The 25,592-nt window shown below is 35.9% G+C and carries 25 protein-coding genes; 7 read left to right on the top strand and 18 right to left on the bottom strand.

Annotation, left to right across the window (positions count from 1 at the left end; all coding sequences use genetic code 11):
- Positions 1-28: 28 nt before the first annotated feature.
- Positions 29-628, bottom strand: coding sequence for a nitroreductase family protein (locus tag AC1DVP_RS12685; protein WP_477183842.1), 600 nt, complete (start codon positions 626-628; stop codon positions 29-31).
- Positions 629-936: 308 nt separating this feature from the next.
- Between AC1DVP_RS12685 and AC1DVP_RS12680 the strand changes: the two genes are divergently transcribed.
- On the top strand, positions 937-2,382 hold the full coding sequence (locus AC1DVP_RS12680; RefSeq protein ID WP_477183841.1) for a hypothetical protein: 1,446 nt from the start codon (positions 937-939) through the stop codon (positions 2,380-2,382).
- 171 nt (positions 2,383-2,553) lie between these two features.
- Here AC1DVP_RS12680 and AC1DVP_RS12675 read toward each other — a convergent pair whose 3' ends face one another.
- From AC1DVP_RS12675 to clpB, 3 genes are all read right to left on the bottom strand, one after another.
- Positions 2,554-3,072, bottom strand: a complete 519-nt coding sequence (locus AC1DVP_RS12675; RefSeq protein ID WP_477183840.1) for a hypothetical protein — start codon at positions 3,070-3,072, stop codon at positions 2,554-2,556.
- A gap of 80 nt (positions 3,073-3,152) precedes the next feature.
- Entirely contained in the window at positions 3,153-3,896 is a 744-nt protein-coding gene (locus AC1DVP_RS12670; RefSeq protein WP_477183839.1) for a hypothetical protein, read from the bottom strand.
- Between the two features lie 323 nt (positions 3,897-4,219).
- The gene (gene clpB, locus AC1DVP_RS12665; RefSeq protein ID WP_477183838.1) at positions 4,220-6,826 is read right to left on the bottom strand and encodes an ATP-dependent chaperone ClpB; all 2,607 of its coding nucleotides are present in this window, start codon (positions 6,824-6,826) and stop codon (positions 4,220-4,222) included.
- Positions 6,827-7,139: 313 nt separating this feature from the next.
- Here clpB and ytxJ point away from each other — a divergent pair, with 313 nt between their 5' ends.
- The gene (gene ytxJ / locus AC1DVP_RS12660; RefSeq protein WP_477183837.1) at positions 7,140-7,529 is read left to right on the top strand and encodes a bacillithiol system redox-active protein YtxJ; all 390 of its coding nucleotides are present in this window, start codon (positions 7,140-7,142) and stop codon (positions 7,527-7,529) included.
- Between the two features lies 1 nt (position 7,530).
- Here ytxJ and AC1DVP_RS12655 read toward each other — a convergent pair whose 3' ends face one another.
- Positions 7,531-8,331, bottom strand: coding sequence for a helix-turn-helix domain-containing protein (locus AC1DVP_RS12655; RefSeq protein ID WP_477183836.1), 801 nt, complete (start codon positions 8,329-8,331; stop codon positions 7,531-7,533).
- 51 nt (positions 8,332-8,382) lie between these two features.
- Between AC1DVP_RS12655 and AC1DVP_RS12650 the strand changes: the two genes are divergently transcribed.
- Positions 8,383-9,147: a class I SAM-dependent methyltransferase gene (locus AC1DVP_RS12650; protein WP_477183835.1), complete on the top strand. Its 765-nt coding sequence runs from the start codon at positions 8,383-8,385 to the stop codon at positions 9,145-9,147.
- A gap of 51 nt (positions 9,148-9,198) precedes the next feature.
- On the opposite strand, the gene AC1DVP_RS12645 is transcribed toward AC1DVP_RS12650, so the two are convergent.
- Complete coding sequence (locus AC1DVP_RS12645; protein WP_477183834.1) at positions 9,199-10,386, bottom strand: hypothetical protein; 1,188 nt, start codon at positions 10,384-10,386, stop codon at positions 9,199-9,201.
- A complete protein-coding gene (locus AC1DVP_RS12640) occupies positions 10,370-11,368 on the bottom strand; it encodes a DUF2157 domain-containing protein (RefSeq protein WP_477183833.1) in 999 nt (332 codons plus the stop codon). The genes AC1DVP_RS12645 and AC1DVP_RS12640 overlap by 17 nt, the downstream gene beginning before the upstream one ends.
- A 188-nt stretch (positions 11,369-11,556) precedes the next feature.
- On the opposite strand from AC1DVP_RS12640, the gene AC1DVP_RS12635 reads away from it, so the two are divergent.
- Positions 11,557-12,186: an MCP four helix bundle domain-containing protein gene (locus AC1DVP_RS12635; RefSeq protein ID WP_477183832.1), complete on the top strand. Its 630-nt coding sequence runs from the start codon at positions 11,557-11,559 to the stop codon at positions 12,184-12,186.
- A 231-nt stretch (positions 12,187-12,417) separates the two neighbouring features.
- Here the strand turns inward: AC1DVP_RS12635 and argH are convergent, their stop codons facing one another.
- The 11 genes from argH to AC1DVP_RS12580 form a co-directional block, all read right to left on the bottom strand.
- Positions 12,418-13,698, bottom strand: coding sequence for an argininosuccinate lyase (argH, locus tag AC1DVP_RS12630; protein ID WP_477183831.1), 1,281 nt, complete (start codon positions 13,696-13,698; stop codon positions 12,418-12,420).
- Between the two features lie 60 nt (positions 13,699-13,758).
- The gene (locus AC1DVP_RS12625; RefSeq protein ID WP_477183830.1) at positions 13,759-14,829 is read right to left on the bottom strand and encodes a M20 family metallo-hydrolase; all 1,071 of its coding nucleotides are present in this window, start codon (positions 14,827-14,829) and stop codon (positions 13,759-13,761) included.
- 55 nt (positions 14,830-14,884) lie between these two features.
- On the bottom strand, positions 14,885-15,661 hold the full coding sequence (gene argB, locus AC1DVP_RS12620; protein ID WP_477183829.1) for an acetylglutamate kinase: 777 nt from the start codon (positions 15,659-15,661) through the stop codon (positions 14,885-14,887).
- Positions 15,662-15,738: 77 nt separating this feature from the next.
- Entirely contained in the window at positions 15,739-16,689 is a 951-nt protein-coding gene (locus tag AC1DVP_RS12615; RefSeq protein ID WP_477183828.1) for an N-acetylornithine carbamoyltransferase, read from the bottom strand.
- A 74-nt stretch (positions 16,690-16,763) separates the two neighbouring features.
- Entirely contained in the window at positions 16,764-17,534 is a 771-nt protein-coding gene (gene proB, locus AC1DVP_RS12610) for a glutamate 5-kinase (RefSeq protein WP_477183827.1), read from the bottom strand.
- A 62-nt stretch (positions 17,535-17,596) separates the two neighbouring features.
- A complete protein-coding gene (locus AC1DVP_RS12605; protein ID WP_477183826.1) occupies positions 17,597-18,400 on the bottom strand; it encodes a GNAT family N-acetyltransferase in 804 nt (267 codons plus the stop codon).
- 71 nt (positions 18,401-18,471) lie between these two features.
- Positions 18,472-19,668 (bottom strand): glutamate-5-semialdehyde dehydrogenase, encoded by a 1,197-nt coding sequence (locus AC1DVP_RS12600; RefSeq protein ID WP_477183825.1) that lies wholly within the window; start codon positions 19,666-19,668, stop codon positions 18,472-18,474.
- Between the two features lie 131 nt (positions 19,669-19,799).
- On the bottom strand, positions 19,800-20,939 hold the full coding sequence (locus AC1DVP_RS12595) for an aspartate aminotransferase family protein (RefSeq protein WP_477183824.1): 1,140 nt from the start codon (positions 20,937-20,939) through the stop codon (positions 19,800-19,802).
- Between the two features lie 124 nt (positions 20,940-21,063).
- Positions 21,064-22,041, bottom strand: coding sequence for an N-acetyl-gamma-glutamyl-phosphate reductase (argC, locus tag AC1DVP_RS12590; protein WP_477183823.1), 978 nt, complete (start codon positions 22,039-22,041; stop codon positions 21,064-21,066).
- A gap of 154 nt (positions 22,042-22,195) precedes the next feature.
- Positions 22,196-23,389: an argininosuccinate synthase gene (locus tag AC1DVP_RS12585; RefSeq protein ID WP_477183822.1), complete on the bottom strand. Its 1,194-nt coding sequence runs from the start codon at positions 23,387-23,389 to the stop codon at positions 22,196-22,198.
- Positions 23,390-23,480: 91 nt separating this feature from the next.
- Positions 23,481-24,098, bottom strand: a complete 618-nt coding sequence (locus AC1DVP_RS12580) for a GNAT family N-acetyltransferase (protein WP_477183821.1) — start codon at positions 24,096-24,098, stop codon at positions 23,481-23,483.
- Between the two features lie 203 nt (positions 24,099-24,301).
- Here AC1DVP_RS12580 and AC1DVP_RS12575 point away from each other — a divergent pair, with 203 nt between their 5' ends.
- The 3 genes from AC1DVP_RS12575 to AC1DVP_RS12565 all read left to right on the top strand — a co-directional run bounded on the left by AC1DVP_RS12575 (position 24,302) and on the right by AC1DVP_RS12565 (position 25,486).
- Positions 24,302-24,634: a hypothetical protein gene (locus AC1DVP_RS12575; RefSeq protein WP_477183820.1), complete on the top strand. Its 333-nt coding sequence runs from the start codon at positions 24,302-24,304 to the stop codon at positions 24,632-24,634.
- Between the two features lie 180 nt (positions 24,635-24,814).
- Entirely contained in the window at positions 24,815-25,282 is a 468-nt protein-coding gene (locus tag AC1DVP_RS12570) for a hypothetical protein (RefSeq protein ID WP_477183819.1), read from the top strand.
- A 72-nt stretch (positions 25,283-25,354) separates the two neighbouring features.
- Entirely contained in the window at positions 25,355-25,486 is a 132-nt protein-coding gene (locus AC1DVP_RS12565) for a hypothetical protein (protein WP_477183818.1), read from the top strand.
- The last annotated feature ends 106 nt before the right edge of the window (positions 25,487-25,592 follow it).

Raw genomic sequence — 25,592 nt, 5'->3', positions numbered from 1 at the left:
TTTTATGTTTGTATTTTGCACTGGTGGTTTAAATAGTTTCAATTATGTTTTCCAACAATCGTCTGGATTTTGGAGTTGCTTCAATTCGGTTGAAATCATCTTCTGAAGCATAACCTACAGCCATTGCAAATAGTGGTTTGTATGCTGACAGATTAAGAATATCCATGTATTTATCTGATTCAATGCCTTCCATTGGGGTTGAATCCAAACCTAATGCAATACTAGCGGTCAAACCAACTCCTAATGCGATATAAACTTGTTTGGACAGCCATATTTTTAAATCGGCCTCCGGCATACTGGTTTTAATCTGATTGTACCAATCTCTTCTGGCTTGCGGTAATTCGTTGTCAGCCACTTTTTGAAAAGCATCCAAATCATCCGCTACGCTAAATACAACCAGTAATGGAGCCTGATTGATTTTTTCTGTATTGTGCATTGAAACAGAAGCCAATTTTGCTTTAATTTCCGGATTTTGAACAAAGGTAAATTTCCAGGGCTGTATGTTTATAGAAGAAGGAGTGAGGCGCAATATTTCTTTCAAATCTTCTATCTTTTCTTGAGGTATGGCTTTATCAGCATTATACTTCTTTGTACTATATCTTTTTTCTATTAATTCTAAAATATTCATGATTGTATTTTTTAATGTTTTATCGGATTGATTAAAGATGCAAAGTTAAGCCAATAATAGGTTTATGCAATTTGATTGAGTTAGATGCGTATTACATTTTGCAGTGAATTTGAAGAGCGGGAAGTATTCGCATATAGGTTGTACAGTATATACGCACTTTATTAAGTCAGTATTTACTTGTACGCATTTTTCTTGTCTTCATGGCTAAATATATAGAGCTTAAGGCATTTTTTTTTAAAACGGTTAGTTAATTATATAGTTTCATTTATTTTAACACATAAGATTGAATTTAACTAAAGAAGTCTAATATGAAAACGACAAAAAAACTATTGCTTTTAATTATCCTAATCTTATTTTGTGCCTGCAAAAAAGATTCAAAAGGTGAAAATTCAAATTATACGAGTACGAGTAAAAGCACCAGCGCCAGTGTCTCCGAATGTTTAGCTCCGGCTAGTTGGTTTGCGATGGAAAACAATACCAGAAAAACTCCTGCGCCAAATGAAGGGCCAACTAGCGTATTTGCAAACAATGCCACTGTAACTAATTGTGATTTTCATCAATGGTCTTGGCAAAAGTTTCTTTGGTTAACCAATGAGGTTAATGGACAGCCATCATTTATGGGAACTTTGATTCAGGTGAATTCGGCTGGTCAAAGATTAGATCAAAGTAAAGGGATTGTCTTAACAGATACCGCTCAGGCAAGTTCAACCACTGATATTTTGAAAACACCCAATTATCCATCGGGTGTTCCTCCGTCCACTACGGTCTATTATTCTATATTTATGGATAGAATTTCCTACACAACAATGCTGAAATATGCACCGATAGCAAAAAATGATCCTTCCAAGGTGAAAGATATAACCTTTCCCGTAGGCTCATTAGAACTTAAAACTTCTTGGATAAAGGCAAGCGTTCTTAAAGACACTACTTCTTATTTTATTACTAAAGGAGAAATCAATGGAGTAAAAACCAGAGTGGCACTTTTAGGAATGCATGTAGTTGGAGTTGTAGAGAATCATCCTGAATTTGTATGGGCTACTTTTGAACATCAAAATCTTGCTCCTGCTTATGATTGGTCTAAGGCTACGCCTACAACAGATGCGCCAGTGACCAGCACGGCTGATTATCCTTTTTTTAACAAAAGCACCACCGCAACGGTTAAAAATATAACTTCAGGGAATGGTGTTTATACAGATGTTTTTTCGGTTTATAAATATGGTGTTCCTATTGAAAAAGCAATGAAAGGATCTGCTAATGTTCGGCTTTATATGAAAACAAGTCAAAATGGTTCGGAGAACTTCAATAATATCCGCACTATTAATGAAAGTGTTAAATCACAGCTGAAAGGTGTTTGGAATAATTATTTCTACAATGGTTCAATATGGATTAATACGGCAGGATATGTAGGTACTCAAGCACAAGCTGCCTTATTAAATTCCTTAGGCCGTAATCTTTCAAATTCTCAACCTGGAAAATTAACTAGAGGATCTGTTGCTGCATACAACATTACTATGGAAACATATGTTCAGGTAGGATTTAGTCCAACATCTATACATGGAACTACAGTAAACAGTCTTGTTAATTGTTTCTCTTGTCATAATACTTCTTATAAAGGCAATCTTTCACCACTCAATATTAGTCATGTTTTTACGGGATATGTGGGTAAATTAAAGGGATTAAACAAAAAGCAAATCAAACAAGAACATGTTGATGAAATGTTGAAACAATACCAATTGCGTCTAAAAGGAATATAACTGAACAGAAATCAGTTGTTATTAATTCAAATTACAAGTACAAAAAACCACAAGCTGTTGTTTGTGGTTTTTTTATGTTTTGTTTTGAATGAATATCAGAATTTGCAATGACTTTGATTACAGAATTGCATTGGTCGCTTAGTGTGAGTCGGGTGACTTCGCAGAATAGAATTATTCCTCCTCATTCTCATGGTCTTCATCATTCTCAAAACCAAAAAAATCATCTGGATTAAAAGGAATGTCTTCATCGGGGTCTTTATCATGAGCATTTACACCTGGCGGGTTGAACAGTCCCCAGTCGTCCTTTATGTAATTCCATACATCAAAACCAGCCACCCAATCAATAAATAAAAGCCGGAATTCGTCAATTTCTTTTCTCAGCAAAAGGATGTAATCTTTGTCTAAGATATCTTCTTCAAAGCGCAAACTGCCTGCTTGGACATATAATTCTCTAGCAGCTTTCCGAATTATGGCCGCATTTTCCATTTTTAAATCATACAGTTCTACAGCTTGAGCTCCAGCAATTTTGGCAGGTATAATCATTGCATTTTCCATCATAAACCGAGCAGTAGTCTCTTGTAGAAATTCATTGTCAGCGGGGATGATTTCAACTAATCCCTGCGTGATTTTAAAGATTTGTTCTGCTTTTTGATATAAAGGGAATTCCTCTAATTCATCTCGTTTTGACATAGGTTTTATTTTAAGTTCAAGAATACATAATTCCCGTTCTGGTACTCGTTGTAAACAAGCACCAGTCGGGATAGCTGTATTTATTTCAATTCATATAGCATATTTCTTAAATCTTCTAACACGAAAATTTTATCAAACTTTGTTTTCATTTCTAATTTTAAATCTTTATCCATTTCAAATGAACTGTCTCCACTTCCACCAATTACCAATAATAACCATTGAATATTTATTCCTGTTTCTTTATAACTTGAAATTTTAGTTTCTTTCTTTTTTATTGAATTTTCTAAAACTTCTAGTGTTATGTTTTTCTGCCACCAGGCTCCCATATTGGCGTAAATATTTTTTTGTGAATGTGGTTGGATAGATATGCTTTCAATTATCGGATTTTCAATAAAATTTTCATAAAGAACGTATTCTTCAATTACTTTTTTTATTATTTTAATTAGATATTTTTTTTCATTCAGTTTAAAGTTTATATAAGGCTTTATGTAACAGCTGGCAAGAAAGTTTGGCAATTTTTTGTCATCTTTCAGCTCAATTTCAGCTTGTGAAAAAATATTTTCAAAAAAACCTTCTTTTTCTTTAGATTTTGTTTCAACAATTATTTGATGTTCAAGACCAATTTTTTCATTTCCATTTATTAAAATGAAATCTGGCTTTTCAGTAACTTTATGAATCTTTAAATTATCGAAGAACATTAGAAATTTTCCAGCATGACAAATTTCAAGAGTTTTTTGTTTGTCTGTATTTAAATTTAAATGTTCATTAATTAATTCTCCTAATAATTCGTAGTTTTTGGAAATAGATCTGTTGTTGTTTAGCATTTTTGTCATAAATATTACACAGGTAACAGTTTGTCTAAAACTTCGGTAAGTTTCATTAATAATCACGTAAATATAGTTGATTTAAACTACAATTAATTAGCTTTTGTATTGTGAAAAAAATTTAAAAATCTTGTATATGAAAACTAAATTTATCGTCTAGCCCCGATAAAAGTGAAAATCCTTGTTGCCCGGAGTTCGGGCAAGAAGATTGTAACGAATAGCGGGACAATTGTTGATGAAAAACCGTAAATCCTCCGCTCCTAAAAACAAAAAAACTGCAAAGTTATGCCACAATGCAGTTTTGAAAAAATGATTCTGTTTTTTTATTCGTGTACCAGCTCGGTTTGATTTCTAAAAACGAGTTCGTTGTCGAAGGCATCGAGCAGAATGATGCTGTCGGGATGAACTTTGCCTGCGAGGATTTCTCTGGACAATTTATTCAAAACTTCTCTTTGTATCACTCGTTTCACGGGTCTGGCTCCAAATTGCGGGTCATATCCTTTTTCGGACAGGTATTCGATTGCTTCGGGAGTGGCGTCCATCGTGATGCCTTGCTGGGCAAGCATATTGGTTACGTTTTTCAATTGCAATCCAACAATTTGAGTAATATTAGCATTGGTCAATGGCGTAAACATCACAATCTCGTCGATACGGTTGATGAACTCTGGGCGCACGGTTTGTTTCAATAATCCTAGGACTTCGATTTTGGCGAGTTCGGTGGCGGCTTCGACACTTCCTTTTAAATTCTCAAATTTTTCTTGAATGATCTGGCTTCCCATATTCGAAGTCATAATGATAATCGTGTTTTTGAAATCGGCCAGGCGTCCTTTGTTGTCTGTCAAACGGCCTTCGTCGAGTACCTGCAGTAAAATATTGAAGGTATCTGGATGTGCTTTTTCGATTTCGTCCAGCAGTATCACTGAGTACGGTTTTCTGCGCACGGCTTCGGTCAATTGTCCGCCCTCGTCATAACCTATGTATCCCGGAGGCGCACCTACCAATCGGCTCACGCTATGGCGTTCTTGGTACTCGCTCATATCAATTCGCGTCATGGCGTTTTCATCATCAAACAGGTATTCAGCCAAGGCTTTTGCTAATTCGGTTTTACCAACTCCTGTGGTTCCCAAGAATAAGAAGGTTCCAACAGGTTTTTTTATGTCCTGTAATCCCGCACGGCTGCGGCGTACAGCATCACTCACAGCTTCGATAGCTTCTGCTTGGCCCACAATACGTTTGCGCAATTCTTCCTCAAGGTGCAATAGTTTTTCGCGTTCGCCCTGCAGCATTTTCATTACAGGTATTCCAGTCCATTTTGCTACCACTTCGGCAATATCTTCACGGGTTACTTCTTCTTTTATCAAGGAAGTTCCCGATTGGTTTTCCTGTAATTGTTTGGTAAAAACGGCAAGACGCTCTTGAGCTTCTTTGATTTTTCCATAACGAATTTCAGCTACTTTTCCGTAATCGCCATCACGTTCGGCACGTTCGGCTTCATATTTGAAATCTTCGATTTCGGTTTTTACTATTTGGATGTTATCAACTACTTCTTTTTCAGATTTCCATTTGGCATAAATCACGTTTCGATCTTCTTTTAGATTGGCCAATTCCAAACCTAATGCTTTAAGCTTGCTTTCGTCTTTTTCACGTTTAATGGCCTCTATTTCGATTTCCAGCTGCATTATTTTTCGATCCAAAACGTCTAATTCCTCAGGTTTAGAGTTGATTTCCATGCGCAGTTTGGAAGCGGCTTCATCCATTAAGTCGATGGCTTTATCCGGAAGAAAACGATTAGTAATGTAGCGTTGCGAAAGAGTTACGGCGGCAATAATAGCATCGTCTTTTATTTGTACTTTATGATGTGTTTCGTATTTTTCCTTGATACCTCTCAGAATCGAAATGGCACTTTCGGTATCGGGTTCTTCGATTACAATTTTTTGAAAACGGCGTTCGAGTGCTTTGTCTTTTTCAAAATATTTTTGGTATTCATCCAAAGTAGTCGCACCAATAGCGCGCAATTCACCACGAGCCAATGCAGGTTTCAGGATATTCGCGGCATCCATGGCGCCTTCGCCGCCGCCTGCACCTACAAGCGTGTGAATTTCGTCTATGAAAAGTACAATATCACCTTCGGCTGCAGTAACTTCTTTCACCACCGATTTCAATCGTTCTTCAAATTCTCCCTTGTATTTTGCTCCGGCAATTAATGCCCCCATATCCAGAGAGAATACGATTTTATCCTTCAAATTATCAGGAACATCACCATCTACAATACGGTGGGCCAATCCTTCGGCGATGGCAGTTTTACCCACTCCAGGCTCTCCAACCAGCATCGGATTGTTTTTGGTTCTTCTGGTCAGGATTTGCAGAACGCGCCGGATTTCCTCGTCACGGCCAATCACAGGATCCAGTTTTCCTGTTCGAGCCAATTCGTTGAGGTTTTTAGCGTATTTATTCAGTGAATTGTATGTTTCTTCGGCAGATGCTGAGGTTACTCTTTCACCTTTGCGCAATTCTTCTATCGCCGCTTTCAATCCTTTTCCAGTTGCGCCTTGATCTTTTAGAATTTGGGATACTTTGCTTTTAGAATCGAATATGGCGAGAATCAAATGCTCAATCGAAACGTACTCGTCATTCATTTTTTTTGCAATAATTTCGGCTTCGTTCAAAGCGGTATTAGCAGTTCTGGAAAGCTGAATTTCTCCTCCTGATACTTTTGGAAAACTCTGAATGGTACTATCTAATATTTGTTTGAACAACGGAACATTTATATTCAGTTTTTTCAAAATGAATGGCGCTACATTTTCATCTACTTCAAAAATAGCTTTGAAAATGTGTTCGTTTTCTATTTGCTGCTGACCCAAACTCTGAACCAATTGCTGTGAAAGCTGAATGGCCTCCTGCGATTTAATGGTAAATTTATTAATGTTCATGATTAAAGGTTTTATGTTTAACAGTGATTAGTTACTAGTAAATAGTAATTAGCTTTTTTAGTAATGCTATAAAGAAGAATCTTTTTATGAAAAAACATCTTTGACTGATTTTAGGCAATTGTTTTCCTCAAAATTGTAATAATCATAAAGGCATCCACTTTTAACTAATCACTAATTACTAATCACCAAATTAATGACTAACTTTGCAAACTAAATATCAAATTATATTCCACTATAAATTTACGGACAATTTGACGTCTAATCTATGATTTTCATAGTTTTATTAAGACAAAAAGACATAAAACAAGACAGAATGAGTATATTTAATTCCCTATTTGGTAGTTCGGAAGAAAAGAAAGAAACTGCGGGCAAAATCAATTGGATTCCGCTTCAATTTATAGGGCAGCTGGATGAGATAGCAGCCTTATCGGATCAAAAGCCAGCAGTAATTTTTAAGCACAGCACACGCTGCAGCATAAGCAGATTTGCGCTGAAACAATTTGAAAAGGAATTTGAATCTGAAGATAATGTTAATGCCTATTTCTTGGATTTATTGAAATACCGTGATATTTCTAATGAAATTGCCAGCCGTTTTCAGGTTATGCATCAATCCCCACAATTACTGCTGATTAAAAACGGACAGTCTGTTTATGATGTTTCGCACAGTGATATTGATGCGAAGAATTTGGCTGATAGACTGTAGATTAAGTTTTTTCTTTTAAATAATTACTTGGAGAAACCCCAAATTCTTTACGGAATACTTCAATAAATGAACTGGTGCTATTGTATCCTAGTTCTAATGCAATTTGAGCAATAGGAATTCCTTTTTCGAGTTTTTCTATTGCTTCCATCATGCGGATTTGCTTTCTCCAATTTACGAAAGTCATTCCAACTTCTTTGATGAATAATCGGGATAAAGTGCGGGAAGTGGTGCAGGCTAGGAATGCAAACTCTTCTATGGTTCTTTTATCACTTGTGTTATTGATGAGTTCGTCCATCACTTTTTTTAAACGGGGTTCATTTGAAATGGGTAAAAAACAATTAGTTGACTTTATCGTAGCCAGCTCATCAAGTGCCACCTGAATAATTCTTCCTTCAGCGCTATTCATTTGGTAGTTATCACCAATGTTTACTATTCTAAGTATTAATTCCCGAAGAAAAGGAGGTACGTCTAAAGCAAAGCAGGTATCGGGTAAATTACTTAAGACTGATGGATCAATAAATAAATTACGGATGTGGTTGTTTTTTAAAAAAGTAACATGATGTTCGTACATACTAGGCACCCAAATTGCTTGTCTTGAAGAGACCAGCCAAACATGATTTTCGACTGTCACTTTCATTGTTCCGTTACAGGAATAGATTAATTGTGCTCTTTGATGCGAGTGCTTACTGGCACACTGAGTTTCAAAAACATCTATGGCTAGTGGTATGATGGGTAATTCTGGATTTATGATGAAACCTAATTCAATTGGAAGCATTGTCTCATTTTCGATATTTTTTGTCATAATACAGCAAATTTACACTATTTCTTTTAATTAATTTTGAATAAAAAAATTATGGAAAAGCAAATACACAACGAAAACATTAAAGAACAATTTTCAAAACAAGCCGCTTCTTATACTGCTGTTGCTGCACATCGGGATTCATTGGAAGTATTAATTAAAATGGCGGCTGTTTCCAAAGAAGACACAGTTCTTGATATTGCCTGCGGTTCGGGTATTGTGGCTTGTGAGTTTGCTAAGCATGCCCACCATGTTATAGGAATTGATATTACAAAAGAAATGCTTGATGAAGCAAAGAAATTGCAATTAATTAATAATCTGATGAATATCAATTGGATTTTGGGTGATGTTGTTCCGCTGCAGTTTTTGGATGATCAATTTTCGGCTGTTGTTACCCGTTTCAGTTTTCATCATTTAATGGATTATGAAAAGGTTTTTGATGAAATGATTAGAGTTTGCAAGCCCAATGGAAGCATTATGGTTGTTGATGTTGCATTACCGGCAAAAAAAGTAAACTGTTATGATCAAATGGAAAAATTAAGGGATTCATCTCATGTAGGTGCATTGACAGCTGAAAAATTTGAAGCCCTATTTCAAAACTCGAAATTAAAAGAGTGTAAAAAAATTTATTATGAAATGCCAATAGAATTAGAAACGCAGCTTCATGCTTCACATCTTTCAGATAGCGAAAAAGAAGTGCTTCGTTTGATCATTACCCAAGATAGCGAAAAAAATAATCTGGGAGTAAACGTAAGCAGTATTGAAGGTAAATTTTATCTTTATTATCCCATCTGCATTTATGTTGGAAAAAAAATATAATCAAAAAGTCTCGAATTGTTACATTCGGGACTTTTAGGATAGTTTTTTAGATTAAAATTCCCCATTCGAACCGCCACCGCTAAATCCGCCACCGCCAAATTCCATTGGAGATTCTTCTGCCTTTGTTTCTGGTTTAATGCCAAATTGCGAAGCGGCCACAAGTGTCTGCAGATTAGCAAAAGCATTTGGATTCGTAAAACGATCTGCTTTGAAAGTGATTCCGGTTTCTTTGTGTTTTGTTTTTTTTATGGCAAAATAGGTAAAAGCAAACAGAACGAATCCGCCAATGGTTAAAGCGGCCTCAGGCGGTAAAACGTGATGATACATTCTGAAAGTAAAAAAGCTAAAGCAAAGTGCCAGAAAGCCAATCCAAAGCATCATTCGGTCTTTGGTTTTCAAAGAAAAAACCAGATAAACTACAGGGATTATAAATGTAAAAACCCAAAAAAACAATGCAAAAGGAATTTCAGGACTTACGCCATTGTAGAAATAATCTTCAGATAGGCTGAAATTTAATTCTCTTACCACATAATAGTTACCAGCAAGATAGAATAGAATTAAGCAGAAGCCTTTGGCTAATTTCAGTCCATTATCATAATAGGGTGAAGCTTGATTTTGGATCTTTTTTTTAGAAATAAAATAACCAGCTCCAGAAAACAGCAGCATTGCAAAAGGCAATATGGCTTTACCAATTATAAGATAATCAAATATTAGATATGCAGCACTTCCTGTTATTCCAATACACGCAAGCAGTGCCAAAGAGAGATTGAGATAGCGCAGATAGGCAATACTGGATGCAGCTGCCATTACAATAATAACAGCGAGATAGCTGGGGTCATAGTTTTGTTCAAATGTAAGTCCAACGCCAATCAGTAATGCTAAAATAGCTCCCAAAATAAAAGCATCATCTAAGCCGAAACCAAAATATTTCATTTCTCGAGACATATACTCTTTCACTCCAAAACCAATGATGGCGAAAAGATAGATAAAAAACAGGTACGCATTGTCCATAATGCCCAATCCCAAAAGTGATATAAAACCACAAACTGATGAATACAGCAGACAGCCCAAAACAAAGAAACCAATTCGGATAAAGAGATTGTTTTGGCTTTTTAACTTAGGTAATTGATAGCTCAAACCTTTATATTGTTCCTGACTAATGAACCCAGATTCCTTCAGTCGATTCGCTTCTTCGTCTATGTAAACGTTGTCCAAAAGTATTTTATCGTATGCTGTCATCGGAAGTGTTTTTGTTAAAATGTTTAATCAGTTTTATAAACCCAATTATAGTGCCTATAAAATAGAAAGGGGTAGTAAAAATGAATATGGAGAAAAAGTCATCAAAATGAATGGAGTCTAATACCCTTACAAAAAAGATATTCATTCCAATAAAACCATATAAAACAGTGAAAATAAACAGAGAAATTGATCTTATCTGGAAACTTAAATTATAAAAATAATAAGTAGCAATTCCTAGCACTATACCAAAAGGAAACCAATAATCATCACATAAATTAACCATACAGGCAATGCCGGCTAAGTGCAGTGAGAAAGTAAGATAGACCAGATTGAAATGTTTTTTTAGATTAATTTTGCTGGCATATAAAGCCCAAAGCAACAAAGTCAGCCCAAAAGCCAATCCGATGTAGCTTAAGGTTCTGTTATTAAACATTTCGTTTTCAAAATAATGTTTTGGATCTGCCGAAAGCCCCAAATAAGCTGCCATTCCTGTGATTCCGATCGATAGCACGCTTTTATTATCAAAATAATAGGCACAAAAAAGACTGATAAGGGTAGGAACTAAAGTAGCTAATCCATAATGCGTTCCAAAAGTCTGGTATTGAAACTGCAGATACCCCACAAACGTGCAGCTCAATATAACAGCTGTAAGCACTAAATAATCATATAACGGATTAGGAAATGGAGCTTCATCTTTTTTAAAACCGTCATGATTTTTAAAACAAAAATAAAAGCTGATTAATGTTATTAGCAGCGATAATCCAAGCAGAACCGTATGGCCAATGGTATCAATGTTTTGATAAATTAGTATTCCAACACCAGATGTAAACAACAGCATCGAAAGGTATAGTAAGAATTTTAATTCATTGTGAACCGAAAATAAATTCAAGCCACGATAGGTTTTAATGGCTTCGAATTGTTCCTCAGTAATATGATTTTGTTCAAAAAGAGTTTGTGCAGCCTGTTCTTCCAAATTCGCCATAGTATTCAGTTAAGATATTTCTCAAATATATAGAATTTTTATTACTAATTGGAACGCAGTATTTATTAAAAATTATGTTTCGAAACAATTGTAACAATTATAGATTTAGATGAATTATCTAAATTTTTTAAATAAAATTGCATTACCCAAGACATTCTCCTATATTGCAAAATCATAAAATCTGCAAGATGAAAGATGTAAAAACATATACAAATAAAACCAAAGCCGCTTTTATTCTGCTAATTGTTATGGTTATTATTCTATTGAATAATTTCAATACGTTGCATAATTCCAAAAAAACGAATGAGGACATCAAAGCTATCTTTAATGACCGATTGGTTGTAGAGCATTATATTTTTCAATATGCTAATGAGCTTCATTCGATAAAAGCAAATGCAATAAATCTCCAATTGAATGATATCCAAAAAATGGAGGGAACTGCAATAGCTTTGGGCAATATTCAAAACATTGATAAACTGTATTTAAAAACGGTTTTGACACCAAATGAAAAATCATTTATTAAATCATTTTTATCATCCTGTGCCAAGATTAAAGAACAAAACCGAAATAAAAACTGGAACCAGATTGCAGCTTCCAGTAATCAGGGATTGCAGATATTAGGAAAACTATCTAATCTGCAGATAAAGGAAGGGAAATCTAAATTAGACCATGCTACTGCTATCCATAATGGAAACAATAGTTTGGGCGAACTTGAAATTGCTTTGCTGGTTATTCTAAGCGGTATTACAGCTTATTTACTAATGGCTAAGAAAAATAAAATTAAAGTCAAAATCCCCGAAGCGCCAAGTTTGAATTAATAAATATGGTTTGATTATTTTTTTAGAAGCAGAAACATTAGGCATTTTTGGTTAGATGGTTCCTGCCATCCGTTTTAATCTTGTGGGTCGAACCCCGACCCACAAGGATTTCCACTTCTGTCAGGGCTATTAGGGAGAGATAGTGTTTTTTTGCTTAAACCATAAAAAGAAAAGACATTAGGATTTATTCAAATCCTAATGTCTTTTCTTTTTATGGAATGATGATTTCGCTTAATAAGCATTTTTCATTTTTGCTTTTATTTCCTCCAAACAAAGGTTATTAATGCTTCCTTCATGTGTGTGTTTGGTTTCTTTTGGTGATTGGTAGTTGCCAGCTTCTAATTGTTCAGCAACGGCTTTATATGCATCTCTAAACGGCATTCCCGCTACCACCATTTCGTTTAAGGTATCCACAGTAAACAAATAATCATATTTTTTATCTGCAAGAATATTATCTTTTACTTTAATATCCTTGATAGAGAAAATAGCAATGTCCAAACAAGCTTTCAGGTTTTGAATCGCAGGGAATAAACCTTCTTTCAATAATTGAAAGTCTCTGTGATAACCGCTTGGCAAATTGTTGGTGATTAAAGTAATTTCATAAGGCAAGGATTGAATCTTGTTGCATTTTCCGCGGATTAACTCAAAAACATCTGGATTTTTCTTGTGTGGCATTATGCTTGAACCAGTTGTTAGATGAGAAGGCAGGCCTATAAAATCAAAATTCTGGCTCATATACAAACAAACGTCCATTGAGAATTTTGCCAAAGTTGCCGCAACACTGCTCATGGCAAAAGCTACAGTTTTCTCCGATTTTCCACGGCTCATTTGTGCCGCAACCGAATTGTATTTCAACGTTTCAAAACCTAATTCTTTAGTGGTAAAAGTTCTGTTGATAGGGAAGGAGCTTCCGTAACCTGCCGCTGAGCCCAATGGATTTTGGTCTACCACTTTTAAAGCGGCATTAAGCATTGTAATATCGTCAATCAGGGTTTCGGCATAAGCAGAAAACCACATTCCGAAAGAAGACGGCATTGCAATTTGTAAGTGCGTATAGCCTGGTAACAATACATTTTGGTGTTTCTCAGCCGATTCCATCATTAAATCAAAAAGTGTTTTTACCTGCTCTTTAAATGCTGCAACGGCATCTTTCAGATATAAGTTGACATCAACTAAAACTTGGTCGTTACGGGAACGAGCCGTATGGATTTTTTTTCCGGCATCGCCTAATTTTACTGTTAGCAAGTATTCGATTTTGGAATGCACGTCTTCAAAACTGTCTTCGATTTCGAAATTCCCGTTTGCAATATCCTGTATGATTTCGTTCAAAGCCACGACCAAAGATTCGGTTTCAATATTTGTTAATAAGCCGATCTGGCCAAGCATTTTGGCATGGGCAATTGATCCCAAAGCATCATATTTGGCCAAAACTAAATCTAATTCACGGTCATTTCCAACGGTGAAATGTTCGATTTGTTTGTCGGTTGGTATTCCTTTTTCCCAAAGTTTCATAAGATGATTATTTTTTTGATGAAGGGACAAGTCGCGACTTGTCCGTACCTGTCCGTAATATTATTGTTTAAAAAAGTCAGTCAATATTTTGATATACAATTGGATTCCTTCTTCTATTTCGTTTACATATATAAATTCGTCTGCCGAGTGCGACCGCAGGGATTCTCCTGGTCCCAGTTTCAGGGATTGACAGCTCAAAACCGACTGATCCGAAAGGGTCGGAGAGCCGTAAGTGGTTCTTCCTAAAGTGATTCCGGCTTGCACCAACCCGTGAGAAACGGGAATTGATGAAGCATTCAAATGCATCGAGCGAGGCGTAACTTCCGCTTTAATATTAGCTCTTACGGTTTCCAAGATCTCAGTATTATTGTAACAGTCAGTCACTCGAATGTCAACTACCAAATGGCATTCGGCCGGAACTACGTTGTGTTGTTTTCCAGCATTGATTTGGGTTACGGTCATTTTTACGGGACCTAAAACGGCTGATATTTTTTCGAATTGAAAGGTTTTGAACCAATCAATTACAGGCATTGCATTGTAAATTGGATTATCTGGATTGTTATGTGCGGCGTGACTGGCTGTGCCTTTTACAACAACGTCGAGTACCAATAATCCTTTTTCGGCTACCGCTAATTGCATCAATGTAGGTTCGCCAACTATGGCGCATTCTAATTCAGGTAAATGTTTCAAAACGCTGTTCAGGCCTTTTTTACCACTGCTTTCTTCTTCAGCAGAAGCTACGATTACAATGTTGTATGGCAGATTTTCATTGGCATAAAAATGAGTGAATGCTGCGATTAACGAAACGAGGCAACCGCCAGCGTCGTTGCTGCCCAAACCATAAAGTTTTCCGTCTTTTACAATCGCTTCAAACGGATCGTTGGTGTAGCCTTGGTTAGGCCTTACCGTATCGTGATGGGAATTAAGTAAAAGTGTAGGTTTGGATTTGTCAAAATGCTGATTATAAGCCCAGATATTGTTGTTTTCTCTTTCGAAAGGAATGTTGTTTAGGGTGAACCAATTTTCGATTAAAAGTGCCGTTTGGTCTTCTTCGCTTGAAAAGGAAGGTGTTGCAATCAGCGATTTTAACAAAGCGATGGCTTCTTGTATGAGGTTTTCTATGTTCTTCATATTTTTTTCCTGAGACCTAGCCCATTTTAAAAACAGGTCAGGTCTGTTAGTGTTTTTATAATTCAATGCTGGTGTGCACAGCTTTAGCGTTTTGCAGCATTCGGTGGTGTCCAATTTTAATTTTCTGAACGCCTTTGGACAGGCTGTTGAAACAATTGTCCAATTTAGGAATCATTCCGGAATGTATCGCTTTTTCGGCTTTTAATTTGGCGTATAATTCGTGGTTGATTTGTTCGATTACCGAACTGTCATCCTCTGCATCATATAAAACACCTGGTTTTTCGAAGCAATACGTCAAGGTTACTTCAAATACTTCGGATAATGCGATGGCCAATTCACTTGCAATCGTATCTGCATTTGTATTCAATAATTGGCCTTGTCCGTCATGTGTGATGGCGCAGAAAACAGGTGTTATTCCGCTTTTTAGCAATGTTTCCAATAACGGGGTGTTCACTTTTTGCACATCGCCCACAAAGCCATAATCGATTGTGGGATGATTCCTTTTGGTGGATAGTATTAAATTACCGTCTGCGCCCGAAAATCCAATGGCATTGGTGTTGTGCGCCTGCAATTGAGCCACTACATTTTTGTTGATTTCGCCTGCATAAATCATTACCACCACATCAAGCATTGGTTTGTCAGTAATGCGGCGTCCGTCAATCATTTGAGGAACCAATCCAATACTTTGAGCCATTTTGGTAGCCGATTTTCCACCACCGTGAACGAGTATTTTATTCCCTTCAATTTTAGAAAAGTCGGTTAGAAATTGTGCCAATTCTGTTGGGTTGTCGATGATGTTCCCGCCAATTTTTATGATAGATAGTTTAGTCATTTTGAGTAAAAAGTTTCTAAGTTTCTGAAGATGCTAAGTTTCTAAGATATTGAGGTTTCATAGCCTCAGTATGTTAGTTACTTGAGACTTTTTAAAATTTTCTGCAAAACCAATTGAGCCGAATAGGTTCTGTTATTCGCCTGCTGAATTACAATCGAATTTTCGCTGTCAATCACTTCGTCAGTTACAATTACATTACGTCTTACCGGCAAACAGTGCATAAATTTGGCATTGTTGGTCAGTTTCATTTTATCTGCAGTGATTGTCCAATTTGGATCGGAATTGGTGATTTTACCGTATTCTTTATAGTTGCTCCAGTTTTTGGCATAAATAAAATCAGCATTTTCAAAAGCTTTGTCTTGATCATATTCGATTTTGGAATCTTTGGTAATATCAGGATTCAGTTCGTAGCCTTCCGGGTGTGTAATTACAAAATCCATTTCAGTCTGCAATTGCATCATTTCAACAAAAGAATTTGGTACAGCCTGAGGTAATGCTCTTGGGTGCGGTGCCCACGACAGTACCACTTTTGGTCTGTGTTTGGTTTTGTTTTCTTCCATTGTGATAGCGTCAGCAAGGGATTGTAGGGGATGTCCTGTGGCACTTTCCATATTTAGAATCGGCACCGTGGCATGTTTTAGAAAACCGTTCATAACGGTTTCGGCATTGTCTTTTTCTTTGTCAGCCAATCCTGCAAAAGCTCTGATGGCAATAATGTCACAGTATTGAGAAACCACTTCAGCCGCTTCTTTAATGTGTTCCGATGCGCCTTGGTTCATGATAGTTCCGTCTTCAAATTCAAGCGTCCAGCCTTCGCTTCCAAAGTTCATTACCATCACGTTCATACCCAAATTCAAAGCAGCTTTTTGTGTGCTTAAGCGGGTTCTCAAACTAGAATTGAAAAAAAGCATTACCAAGGTTTTGTTTTTTCCCAGTTTCTTGTTTTTAAGAGGGTTCTCTTTGATTTTTAAAGCTTGTTTTACMCATTTTTGGAGTGAATCTATTTCTTTTATTGAGGTGTAGTTCATGATTTTTTTATTTAGTTTATTCGTTAATTTGTTTAATCGACTAACCGAATTAACGATTAACCAAATAAACATTTTTACACAATCTTTGTAAAAGCAATTTCATTATTCAAAGCTTTCAGCATAAAATTATCTTCCAGTCCATTCACAATCCAAGTTTCTATATTTCCAGCTTTGGCAATGGCCGCCGAATCAATTTTGGACTGCATGCCACCAGTTCCGTGAGACGATTTTTTATCGCCGATTTCTTTTTGCAAAAGCGATAAATCCGTTACCAATTCTATCGTTTCCGGCGACTCATCGTGTATTGTCGCTTTGGTGTAAATTCCGTTGGTATTTGTAGCAATAATCAGAATGTCAACATTTAATAAAACTGCTGTTAATGCGGCTAATTTATCATTATCGCCAAATTTGATTTCATCTGTGGCAACTGTATCATTTTCGTTGATAATAGGAATGTAACTGTTTTTGACTAATACATTTATCGTGTTTACGATGTTGACTTTGGATTGCTGTTTTTCAAAATCAGAATACGACAGCAGGCATTGTGAAATATGCAGTCCTAAATCACTGAAATTCTCATGGTAAATCCGCATCAAATGAGGCTGTCCAATCGATGCTAATGCTTGTTTCACAAAAACATCCTTATCGTTGTTGTCCAGTTTTACGAATTGTTTGGCCGCCGCAATGGCACCTGAACTCACAATAATGAATTCGTATTCGTCCTGCAAAGCGGCTATCTGCACTCCAATATCCTCAATTTTTCCTCTCGAAATGTGATTGGTTTCTTTGGTTAAAGTGTTGCTGCCTAACTTTAATAGTATTCTTTTTTTACCTGATTTGTTCATTTTTTTGTTTTTAAAGCTAACAAAAGCCAGTAATCAAAATATGTGATATTTTAAAATTATGGTTAACCAATATTTCCCCCAATTCTATTATATAAACTTGAGGGATTCCAATCTCTTCGTTTTCCTAATCTCATTCTTTTTGCTGTTTTAAATTCTTTATATCCATGTTTATAAAGAAAATCAACTGCGTCAATATTATCTTTTGGGAAAGAGGCATTATCATGATTCGTAAACCTCATTTTCATGAGTTCAATTCCAGCTTCTTTAGTTTTAGCTAAAATTAAACCCTCTCCAAAAGTAGGCAGATAAAATCCTTCTATAACATTATCATTTCGATAAACAAAACCATCCTGAAAGTGTTTTTCTAAATGAAACATTCTGTCTTCTCCACTTGCTAATTTATCAATTTCAGCAATTACTGCTTTATGATCAGGATGAAATGGCATAATGCTGTTAGAAATTTTCCAAGATTCCTCTGTCTTTATATCTTTAAAAAAAAGATATTCTGTTTCCGTTTCAAAACCACATTTTGTGTAAACAGGAGCTCCAAGGTCGGTTGCAATTAGATAAATAGTGTCACAATTTTTGGGAACTGAATCATTTACTAATGATTGAGTAATTAATTTCCCGATTCCTTGATTTCTATTTTCAGGATGCACAATAATATGTCCTAGCCAAGCTACATCATTATGAATTATAGCGGTTCCAACTCCAATTATTTTATTGTCATTATTAATTCGAATAGAAAAGCAAAAATCTTTGTTTGCTGTATAAAACTCATGAGCAGGCAAAATAGTACCCCAACCCGAAGGCTGCAATTCATTGAGTAAACGAACATCACAATTATTTAAGGTTTCTATTGTCATTATTAACTATAAAATGTTTTATGTTTTTAAATCTGCAGTCAAAATTCTGCAATCTTTAATCTAAAATCTTCCTACCGAATCTGTCCGTCACCATACACGTACCATTTATTGGTTACCAAATGCTGTAATCCAATTGGTCCGCGTTGGTGCAGTTTGTCAGTGCTTATCGCTAATTCTCCACCCAAACCAAATTGCCCTCCATCCGTAAATCGGGTAGAGGCGTTTTGATATACAGCAGCCGAATCCACATTTTCCATGAATTCTTGTGCCGCAGCGTTATTTTGAGTGATGATGGAAGCTGAATGCCCACCGCAATATTTGTTTATTTTTTCAATCGCTTCTTCATCAGAATTAACGATTCCGATAACAATTTTATAATTCAAAAACTCTTCGTACCAAATTTCTTCATTTTCAATTGCAGGCACTTGAGTTGCATTTGCAAAAGCGGTATCGCCTAATATCTCAACATTATATTTTTTTAATTCAGATACTAATTCCGTTGCGAAAATCTCCCAATTAGGTAATTTAGTATCAATCAAAACCTTGTCTAAGGCATTACAAACACCAATATTGGTTGTTTTTCCGTTGATGATTATGTCCAGTGCTTTTTTCAAATCTGCATCTTGATTTACATAAACAAAGTTATTGCCACGACCGCTGACTATCACAGGACAGGTAGCATGTTTTTTAGTGAATTCAATCAATTTTTCACCGCCGCGAGGCACGATTAAATCGATTTTTTGTGTTGGTTTTTCTAGAAATGCCTGAGTTTCGGCGCGGTTGTAATTCAAGTATTCGACCCAATTTGTATCAATTTCATTCTCTTTTAAGGCTTGGTGCCAAAGCGAAACAATTTTCAAATTGGATAACAAGGATTCTTTTCCGCCTTTCAACAAGATTTTATTTCCTGATTTGAATGCAATTCCTCCAGCTTCAACAGTTACGTCAGGCCTGGATTCGTAAATAATCATTATTGTTCCAAAAGCAGCTGTTTTATTGGTCACTTTCATGCCGTTTTCATGCGTGAAATTAAAACGAATTTGTCCCACAGGATCTTCTTGGCCAGCCAATTGCTGCATAGACAAAATCATTCCGTCAATTTTGGCGTCGTCAACTAATAAACGTTTTTCCATAGCCAAATCCTCTCCAGAATAATTATTTAAATCCTCTTGATTAATCGCTTTAATGTTGGCTCTTTCTTGTTCTAAAAGTACTGCCATTCGATTCAGAACTGCATTTCTTTTTTCTATGGATAATAAATGGCTCATTGGTTGTTTTAGTTAGTAGTTAGTGTTTATGCTTGAGGAATAAACGTTTACTTAATTTTCTTAATTTCTTAATGGTTTTATTTTTTGAACGATTAAGAAATTAAGATTATTAAGTTTTCTATTGAATTAAATTATGCTTTTAGTTCAGCCAAGCTTTCTTTTAGCGCAACTATAAATGCGTCAATCGCTTCTTTTTTGATTGTCAAAGGCGGAAGGATTCTCAATAGGTTTTTATTGTTCGCACTTCCTGTAAAAATCAGTTTTTCGACAATCAGTTTTTTGCGTAAAGCACCGATTTCAAAATCAAATTCCACACCCAGCATCAGTCCTTTTCCTTTCACTTTGACTACTTCGGGAACTTGCTTAATCGCTTTAAGGAAATAGGCATAAACATCATTTACATTGTCAATCAGTTTTTGATTTTCGATTACATCCAAAACTGCAATTCCGGCAGCACAGGAAAGGTGGCTTCCACCAAAGGTAGTTCCAAGCAATCCGTGGCTGGCCTTAAATTTTGGCGCAATCAAAATTCCTCCAATCGGGAAACCGTTGCCCATTCCTTTGGCAAGCGTAATAATGTCCGGTTTGATGTTGTGATGCTGAAAGGCGAAAAACTTCCCGCTTCTTCCATAACCCGATTGTACTTCATCCAAAATCAAAACTGCTTCGTATTGATTACAAAGTTTTTCTAACCCTTGGAAAAATTCGGTCGTTCCTTCGTCCAATCCGCCGACACCTTGAATTCCTTCGATAATTACTGAAGATACATCTCCTTTTTTTAATTCAGCTTCCACCAAATCAAGATTGTTTAATGGCAAGAAAGTAACGACTTGCTGGGCATTGATCGGAGCAACAATTTTTTTATTGTCGGTTACTGCAACCGCTGCCGAAGTTCTTCCGTGGAAAGAATTGTCAAAAGCAATTACTCTCGATTTTCCGTTGTGGAAAGAAGCCAGTTTCAATGCATTTTCATTGGCTTCAGCCCCAGAACTGCACAAGAATAAGCTGTATTCTTCACATCCTGAAAGTCTGCCTAGTTTTTCAGCCAATTCCACTTGCAATGGATTCTGAATAGCATTTGAATAAAACCCAAGGTTATCCAATTGGTTTTTCAATTTGGCTACATAATCGGGCTGAGTGTGTCCAATGGAGATTACTCCGTGGCCACTGTATAAATCTAAATATTCCACTCCGTTTTTGTCTGTAATTGTGCAGTCTATTGCTTTTACAGGAGTGATATCGTATAATGGGTAAACGTCAAATAAGTTCATTTTTATCCTCCCCCTAACCCCCTCCGAAGGAGGGGGGACTTTGACAACGGGGGGTGTTGTTTTTATGTTTATTATGTTTTTTTTCGTTCGCCTCCCTCTCCTTTGGGGAGGGTTGGGGAGGGGATTAAAATCCGCTTGGTTTCAAATGCAATCCCGTACTTTCTTCCAGTCCAAACATTAAATTCATGTTTTGAATGGCTTGTCCCGAGGCGCCTTTGACTAAATTATCGATTACCGAAGTAATCAAAATCCGGTTTCCTTTTTTTACTAAACTAATAATGCATTTATTCGTTTGAACCACCTGTTTCATATTGATGCCGGTTGTGGTAACCGTTACAAAAGGCTGATTTTTATAGAACGCTTCATATTTGCCAACAATATTTTCCAGACTTTCATCGCAAGCGGTGTATAATGTTGCAAAAATTCCTCTTGGGAAATCCCCTCTGTTCGGAATGAAAAGCAGTTCGTTTGTGAAATCATCCTGCAGTTGATGCAGACTTTCAGAAATCTCTCCCAAATGCTGGTGTTCGAAAGCTTTGTAATGCGACATATTGTTGTTTCTCCAACTGAAATGTGAAGTCTCCGAAAGTCCAACTCCAGCGCCTGTGCTTCCGGTTGTGGCGTTGATATGCACGTCGCTGTTCAATAATTTGGCTTCCGCCAAAGGCAATAAAGCCAATTGAATCGCAGTGGCAAAACAACCAGGATTTGCGATGAACTGAGCGTTTTTAATCGCTGCTTTGTTCAATTCAGGCAATCCGTAAATGAATTTTTTACCGTCAAAAACTTCATCTTTATGCAATCTGAAATCATTTCCTAAATCGATGATTTTGGTATGGCTTGCAAATTGGTTTTCGGTTAAAAATGTTTTCGATTTCCCGTGTCCTAAACACAAGAAAACTACATTCACATTTGGATTTACGGTATCGGTAAAATTCATTTCGATATCGCCCAATAAATCGTGATGCGCCACATGAAGCGGTTTTCCCGCATTGGTCGTGCTATATACAAAATCGAGTTTAGCATTGGGATGAAACATCAATATTCTGATGAGTTCTCCCGCAGTATAACCCGATCCGCCAATTATTCCAATGTTAATCATAATTTTTTAATTTTAAGATTTTTTGTTTTACAAAAGAATCTATTTTTAAAACATTTTTTTGTTTTTAAACCATTAAGAAATTAAGCTTATTAAGCTGAATACTTCTTAATCTCTTAATGGTTTAAAATTTTTGTTGAAACTTGTTGGTAATAGATTACTCGTAAGTTTCATTATTTACAGATGAAAATATGTTCTGTGCATTACCTAGAATTTTGATAAATCCTTTAGCATCATCTGATGTCCAAGCGTTGTTCATTTCTCCGTATTGGCCAAAACCAGTATTCATCAAATCGTTTTTAGACTCAATTCCGTCCAATGAAAAGTGGTAAGGCTTCAAAGAAACTGTCACTGTTCCATTTACTGTTTTTTGAGTGTCTTCAAGGAAAGTTTCGATGTTACGCATAACAGGATCTAGGAATTGTCCTTCGTGGAATAACATTCCGTACCAGTTTCCTAGTTGTTCTTTCCAGTATTGCTGCCATTTTCCTAGAGTGTGTTTCTCCAATAAATGGTGTGCTTTGATTATGATTAAAGGAGCGGCGGCTTCAAAACCAACTCTTCCTTTGATTCCGATAATCGTGTCACCCACGTGAATATCCCTGCCAATAGCATAAGCATTGGCCAGTTTTTCCAAAACCACAATATTGTTTGAAGGCTTGTCAGCTTTTCCGTTTACTGCAACCAATTCGCCTTTTTTGAATTCTAAAGTTACTTTTTCTTCGCCTTCTTTTTGTAATTGCGAAGGATAAGCTTCACTAGGCAGCGGCTGTCCAGAAGTCAAAGTTTCTTTTCCTCCAACACTTGTTCCCCATAATCCTTTATTAATCGAATATTGTGCTTTTTCCCAAGAATATTCTACGCCATTTGCCTGTAGATAAGCCACTTCTTCCTGACGAGATAATTTTAAATCTCTAATTGGGGTGATGATTTCGATTTCGGGAGCGATGGTTTGGAAAATTAAATCAAAACGAATTTGGTCATTTCCAGCACCTGTGCTGCCGTGTGCAATCGCTTCGGCACCAACAGATTTAGCATATTTTATCGCTTCAATCGCTTGGAAAACACGCTCAGCACTTACAGATAGGGGATAGGTGTTGTTTTTTAACACGTTTCCGTAAATTAAATATTTAATCGCTTTATCGTAATATTTGTCCAGAATGGTAAGATTAGCATGTTTGGCGCTTCCTAGTTCATAAGCTCTGTCTTCGATTGCTTTTAGTTCGGCATCGTCAAAACCGCCGGTGTTGATTAATACCGTGTGAACTTCATATCCTTTTTCGTTTTTCAAATATTTAAGACAGTATGATGTGTCCAATCCTCCGCTATATGCTAATACTACTTTTTTCATAATTACTTTACTTTGGCTAATGATTCTTAGCTATGGTTGATAAATTTTGTGATAGCTTTTGGCTAATCACTAATTGCTATTTACTAATTTTTTACTTTTTTAAGAAAAGCGCTTGTTTAATTTCTTTCAAACGATTCCAAATCCTTACATTGAAAGGGTGTTTGGGCGGATCTTTTGGTTTTTCGGCCGGATCATAAAGCATCCCCGTACACAAACACATTTTATAATCTTTGCTTTTCAGGATTTCAAAGTTGGTGCAGGTCTGACATCCTTTCCAAAAACTAGGATCGTTGGTAAGTTCTGAAAACGGAACAGGTTTATAACCTAAATCCGAATTGATTTTCATCACCGCCAAGCCTGTTGTGATTCCGAAGACTTTTGCAGACGGGTATTTTTGCAGTGAATAGTCAAACACAAAAGATTTTATTTTTTTGGCTAACCCCAAATTTCTGTAATCTGGATGTACAATTAAACCGGAGTGAGCCACAAATTGCCCGTGCTGCCAACTTTCGATATAGCAAAAACCGGCAAAGATTCCGTTGTTAAGCGCAATTACAGCATCGCCTTTCTCCATCTTTTTTTGGATGTATTCAGGCGTTCTTTTGGCAATTCCAGTACCTCTCAACAGGGCAGACGATTCTATCGTATCGCATATTTCCTGCGCATACTTATAATGTTCTTCCTGAGTTACTACAATAGAAATGTTCATTTCAAGAGTTATGTTTTAGGTTAAAAAATGTGCTGTAACAGAGATTGGAATGTTGATTTTTTGCGATGTCAAATATAGGACAAAAGCAAGAAATGACAATCCAAATAATTGAATTACAGATAGATAAAATTTGTTTGGTAACTTTCTTAGGATGTATTAATCCAAATAAAAATGGAAATAATTTCAAAACGATAAAATAAGAAATGAATAATATAATACGATTACACAGTGGAGGCTATAGTTATAGCATCCGTACTTCGGGAGAAGTCCTAGGTGTAATTATCCGGGAGATAACTGTTTTATATGTTTCTATTTTTTTCATTGGCGCAAAATTACATCTTTTTTTTAAACCAAATGCTAAATTTTTTGTAAAAGTCAAATTTTTAACAAATCAAGCTATTTTTGTAATAAAAAATAAAATTCCAGTTTTAAAAGCAGTTTTGCAGGTGATAATTTTTCTTTTTTTACAAAGAAGAAAGCGGATTGAAATCTGGCTTTTCAAAATTATCTGGGTGTGTCACGCATCACAGTATTAAGTGATAACAAGAGATTTTAGGCTAAAAACGTCTAACAAATAAAAGGTTCTTTTTAGAATTTGTAAGGGATATTATTTATATTTGGAAAAGTAAGTAAACAGTATGAACTTTCGCTAATCTGGTTGTTAGGAGTAATGGCACCGCAAAATGACAATCAGCAGTATTAATCCATAAATATGAATGAAGAAAAAAGAAAAGAATGAAAAAGAAAAGAATGAAAAATATTTAAGTGCACTTAAAGAATACATTCTGAAAGCGGAAAATAGAGTTAAATACTCAATAGAAAGATTTGATATTCTCATTATTACGCTATCAAGCGGAGGATTAGTTTTAGGTATTAGTTTATACTCTAACTTCAAAGAAGCTGACAAATTCTTAGTTGGATTATCTTGGATGTTTTTTTCAACTGCATTAATTATAAACTTACTCTCTCAAATTTCTGGATATTTCGCTAATAAACTTGATATAAAATGTGTGAATAACATAATCGATGAAATTGAAAAACGCGAAATTAGTGGAAATCCGAAGCTTTTAGAAACAATACATAAAATCTGTAACAAAGGAACAGATATTTTAAATCTACTATCGTTTATTTGTCTAGTAATAGGAATAATTCAAACAATAATATTTGTTAACTGTAATATATAAAAATCATGAGTGATGAGGAAAAAAAAAGAAGAGAATCCGAAGCAAGAAAACAGCAAGAAGACCTAAGACGTCATGACGAAGAAAAAAGACGTCAACAGCAAGAAAATGATAGAATTAAAAGTGGAAGTGGTTCTGGAGATAGACCGAAAAGATAAAGCCACTACTCCTAAAAGCTACTACAACGGATTCGGGCAATTGGCTTAAAGGAAAGTTGGTTTTGTATTTGGATGATTTGGCAAATCCGAATAATGGGCTTAATTTAGTCCCAAACTGCTTGTAGCGCGAGAACGTCAGGCTGTGAAAAAACCTC

The sequence above is a fragment of the Flavobacterium sp. P3_A6 genome (genome assembly GCF_056403035.1).
This window is presented reverse-complemented; position numbering and strand designations above follow the sequence as displayed.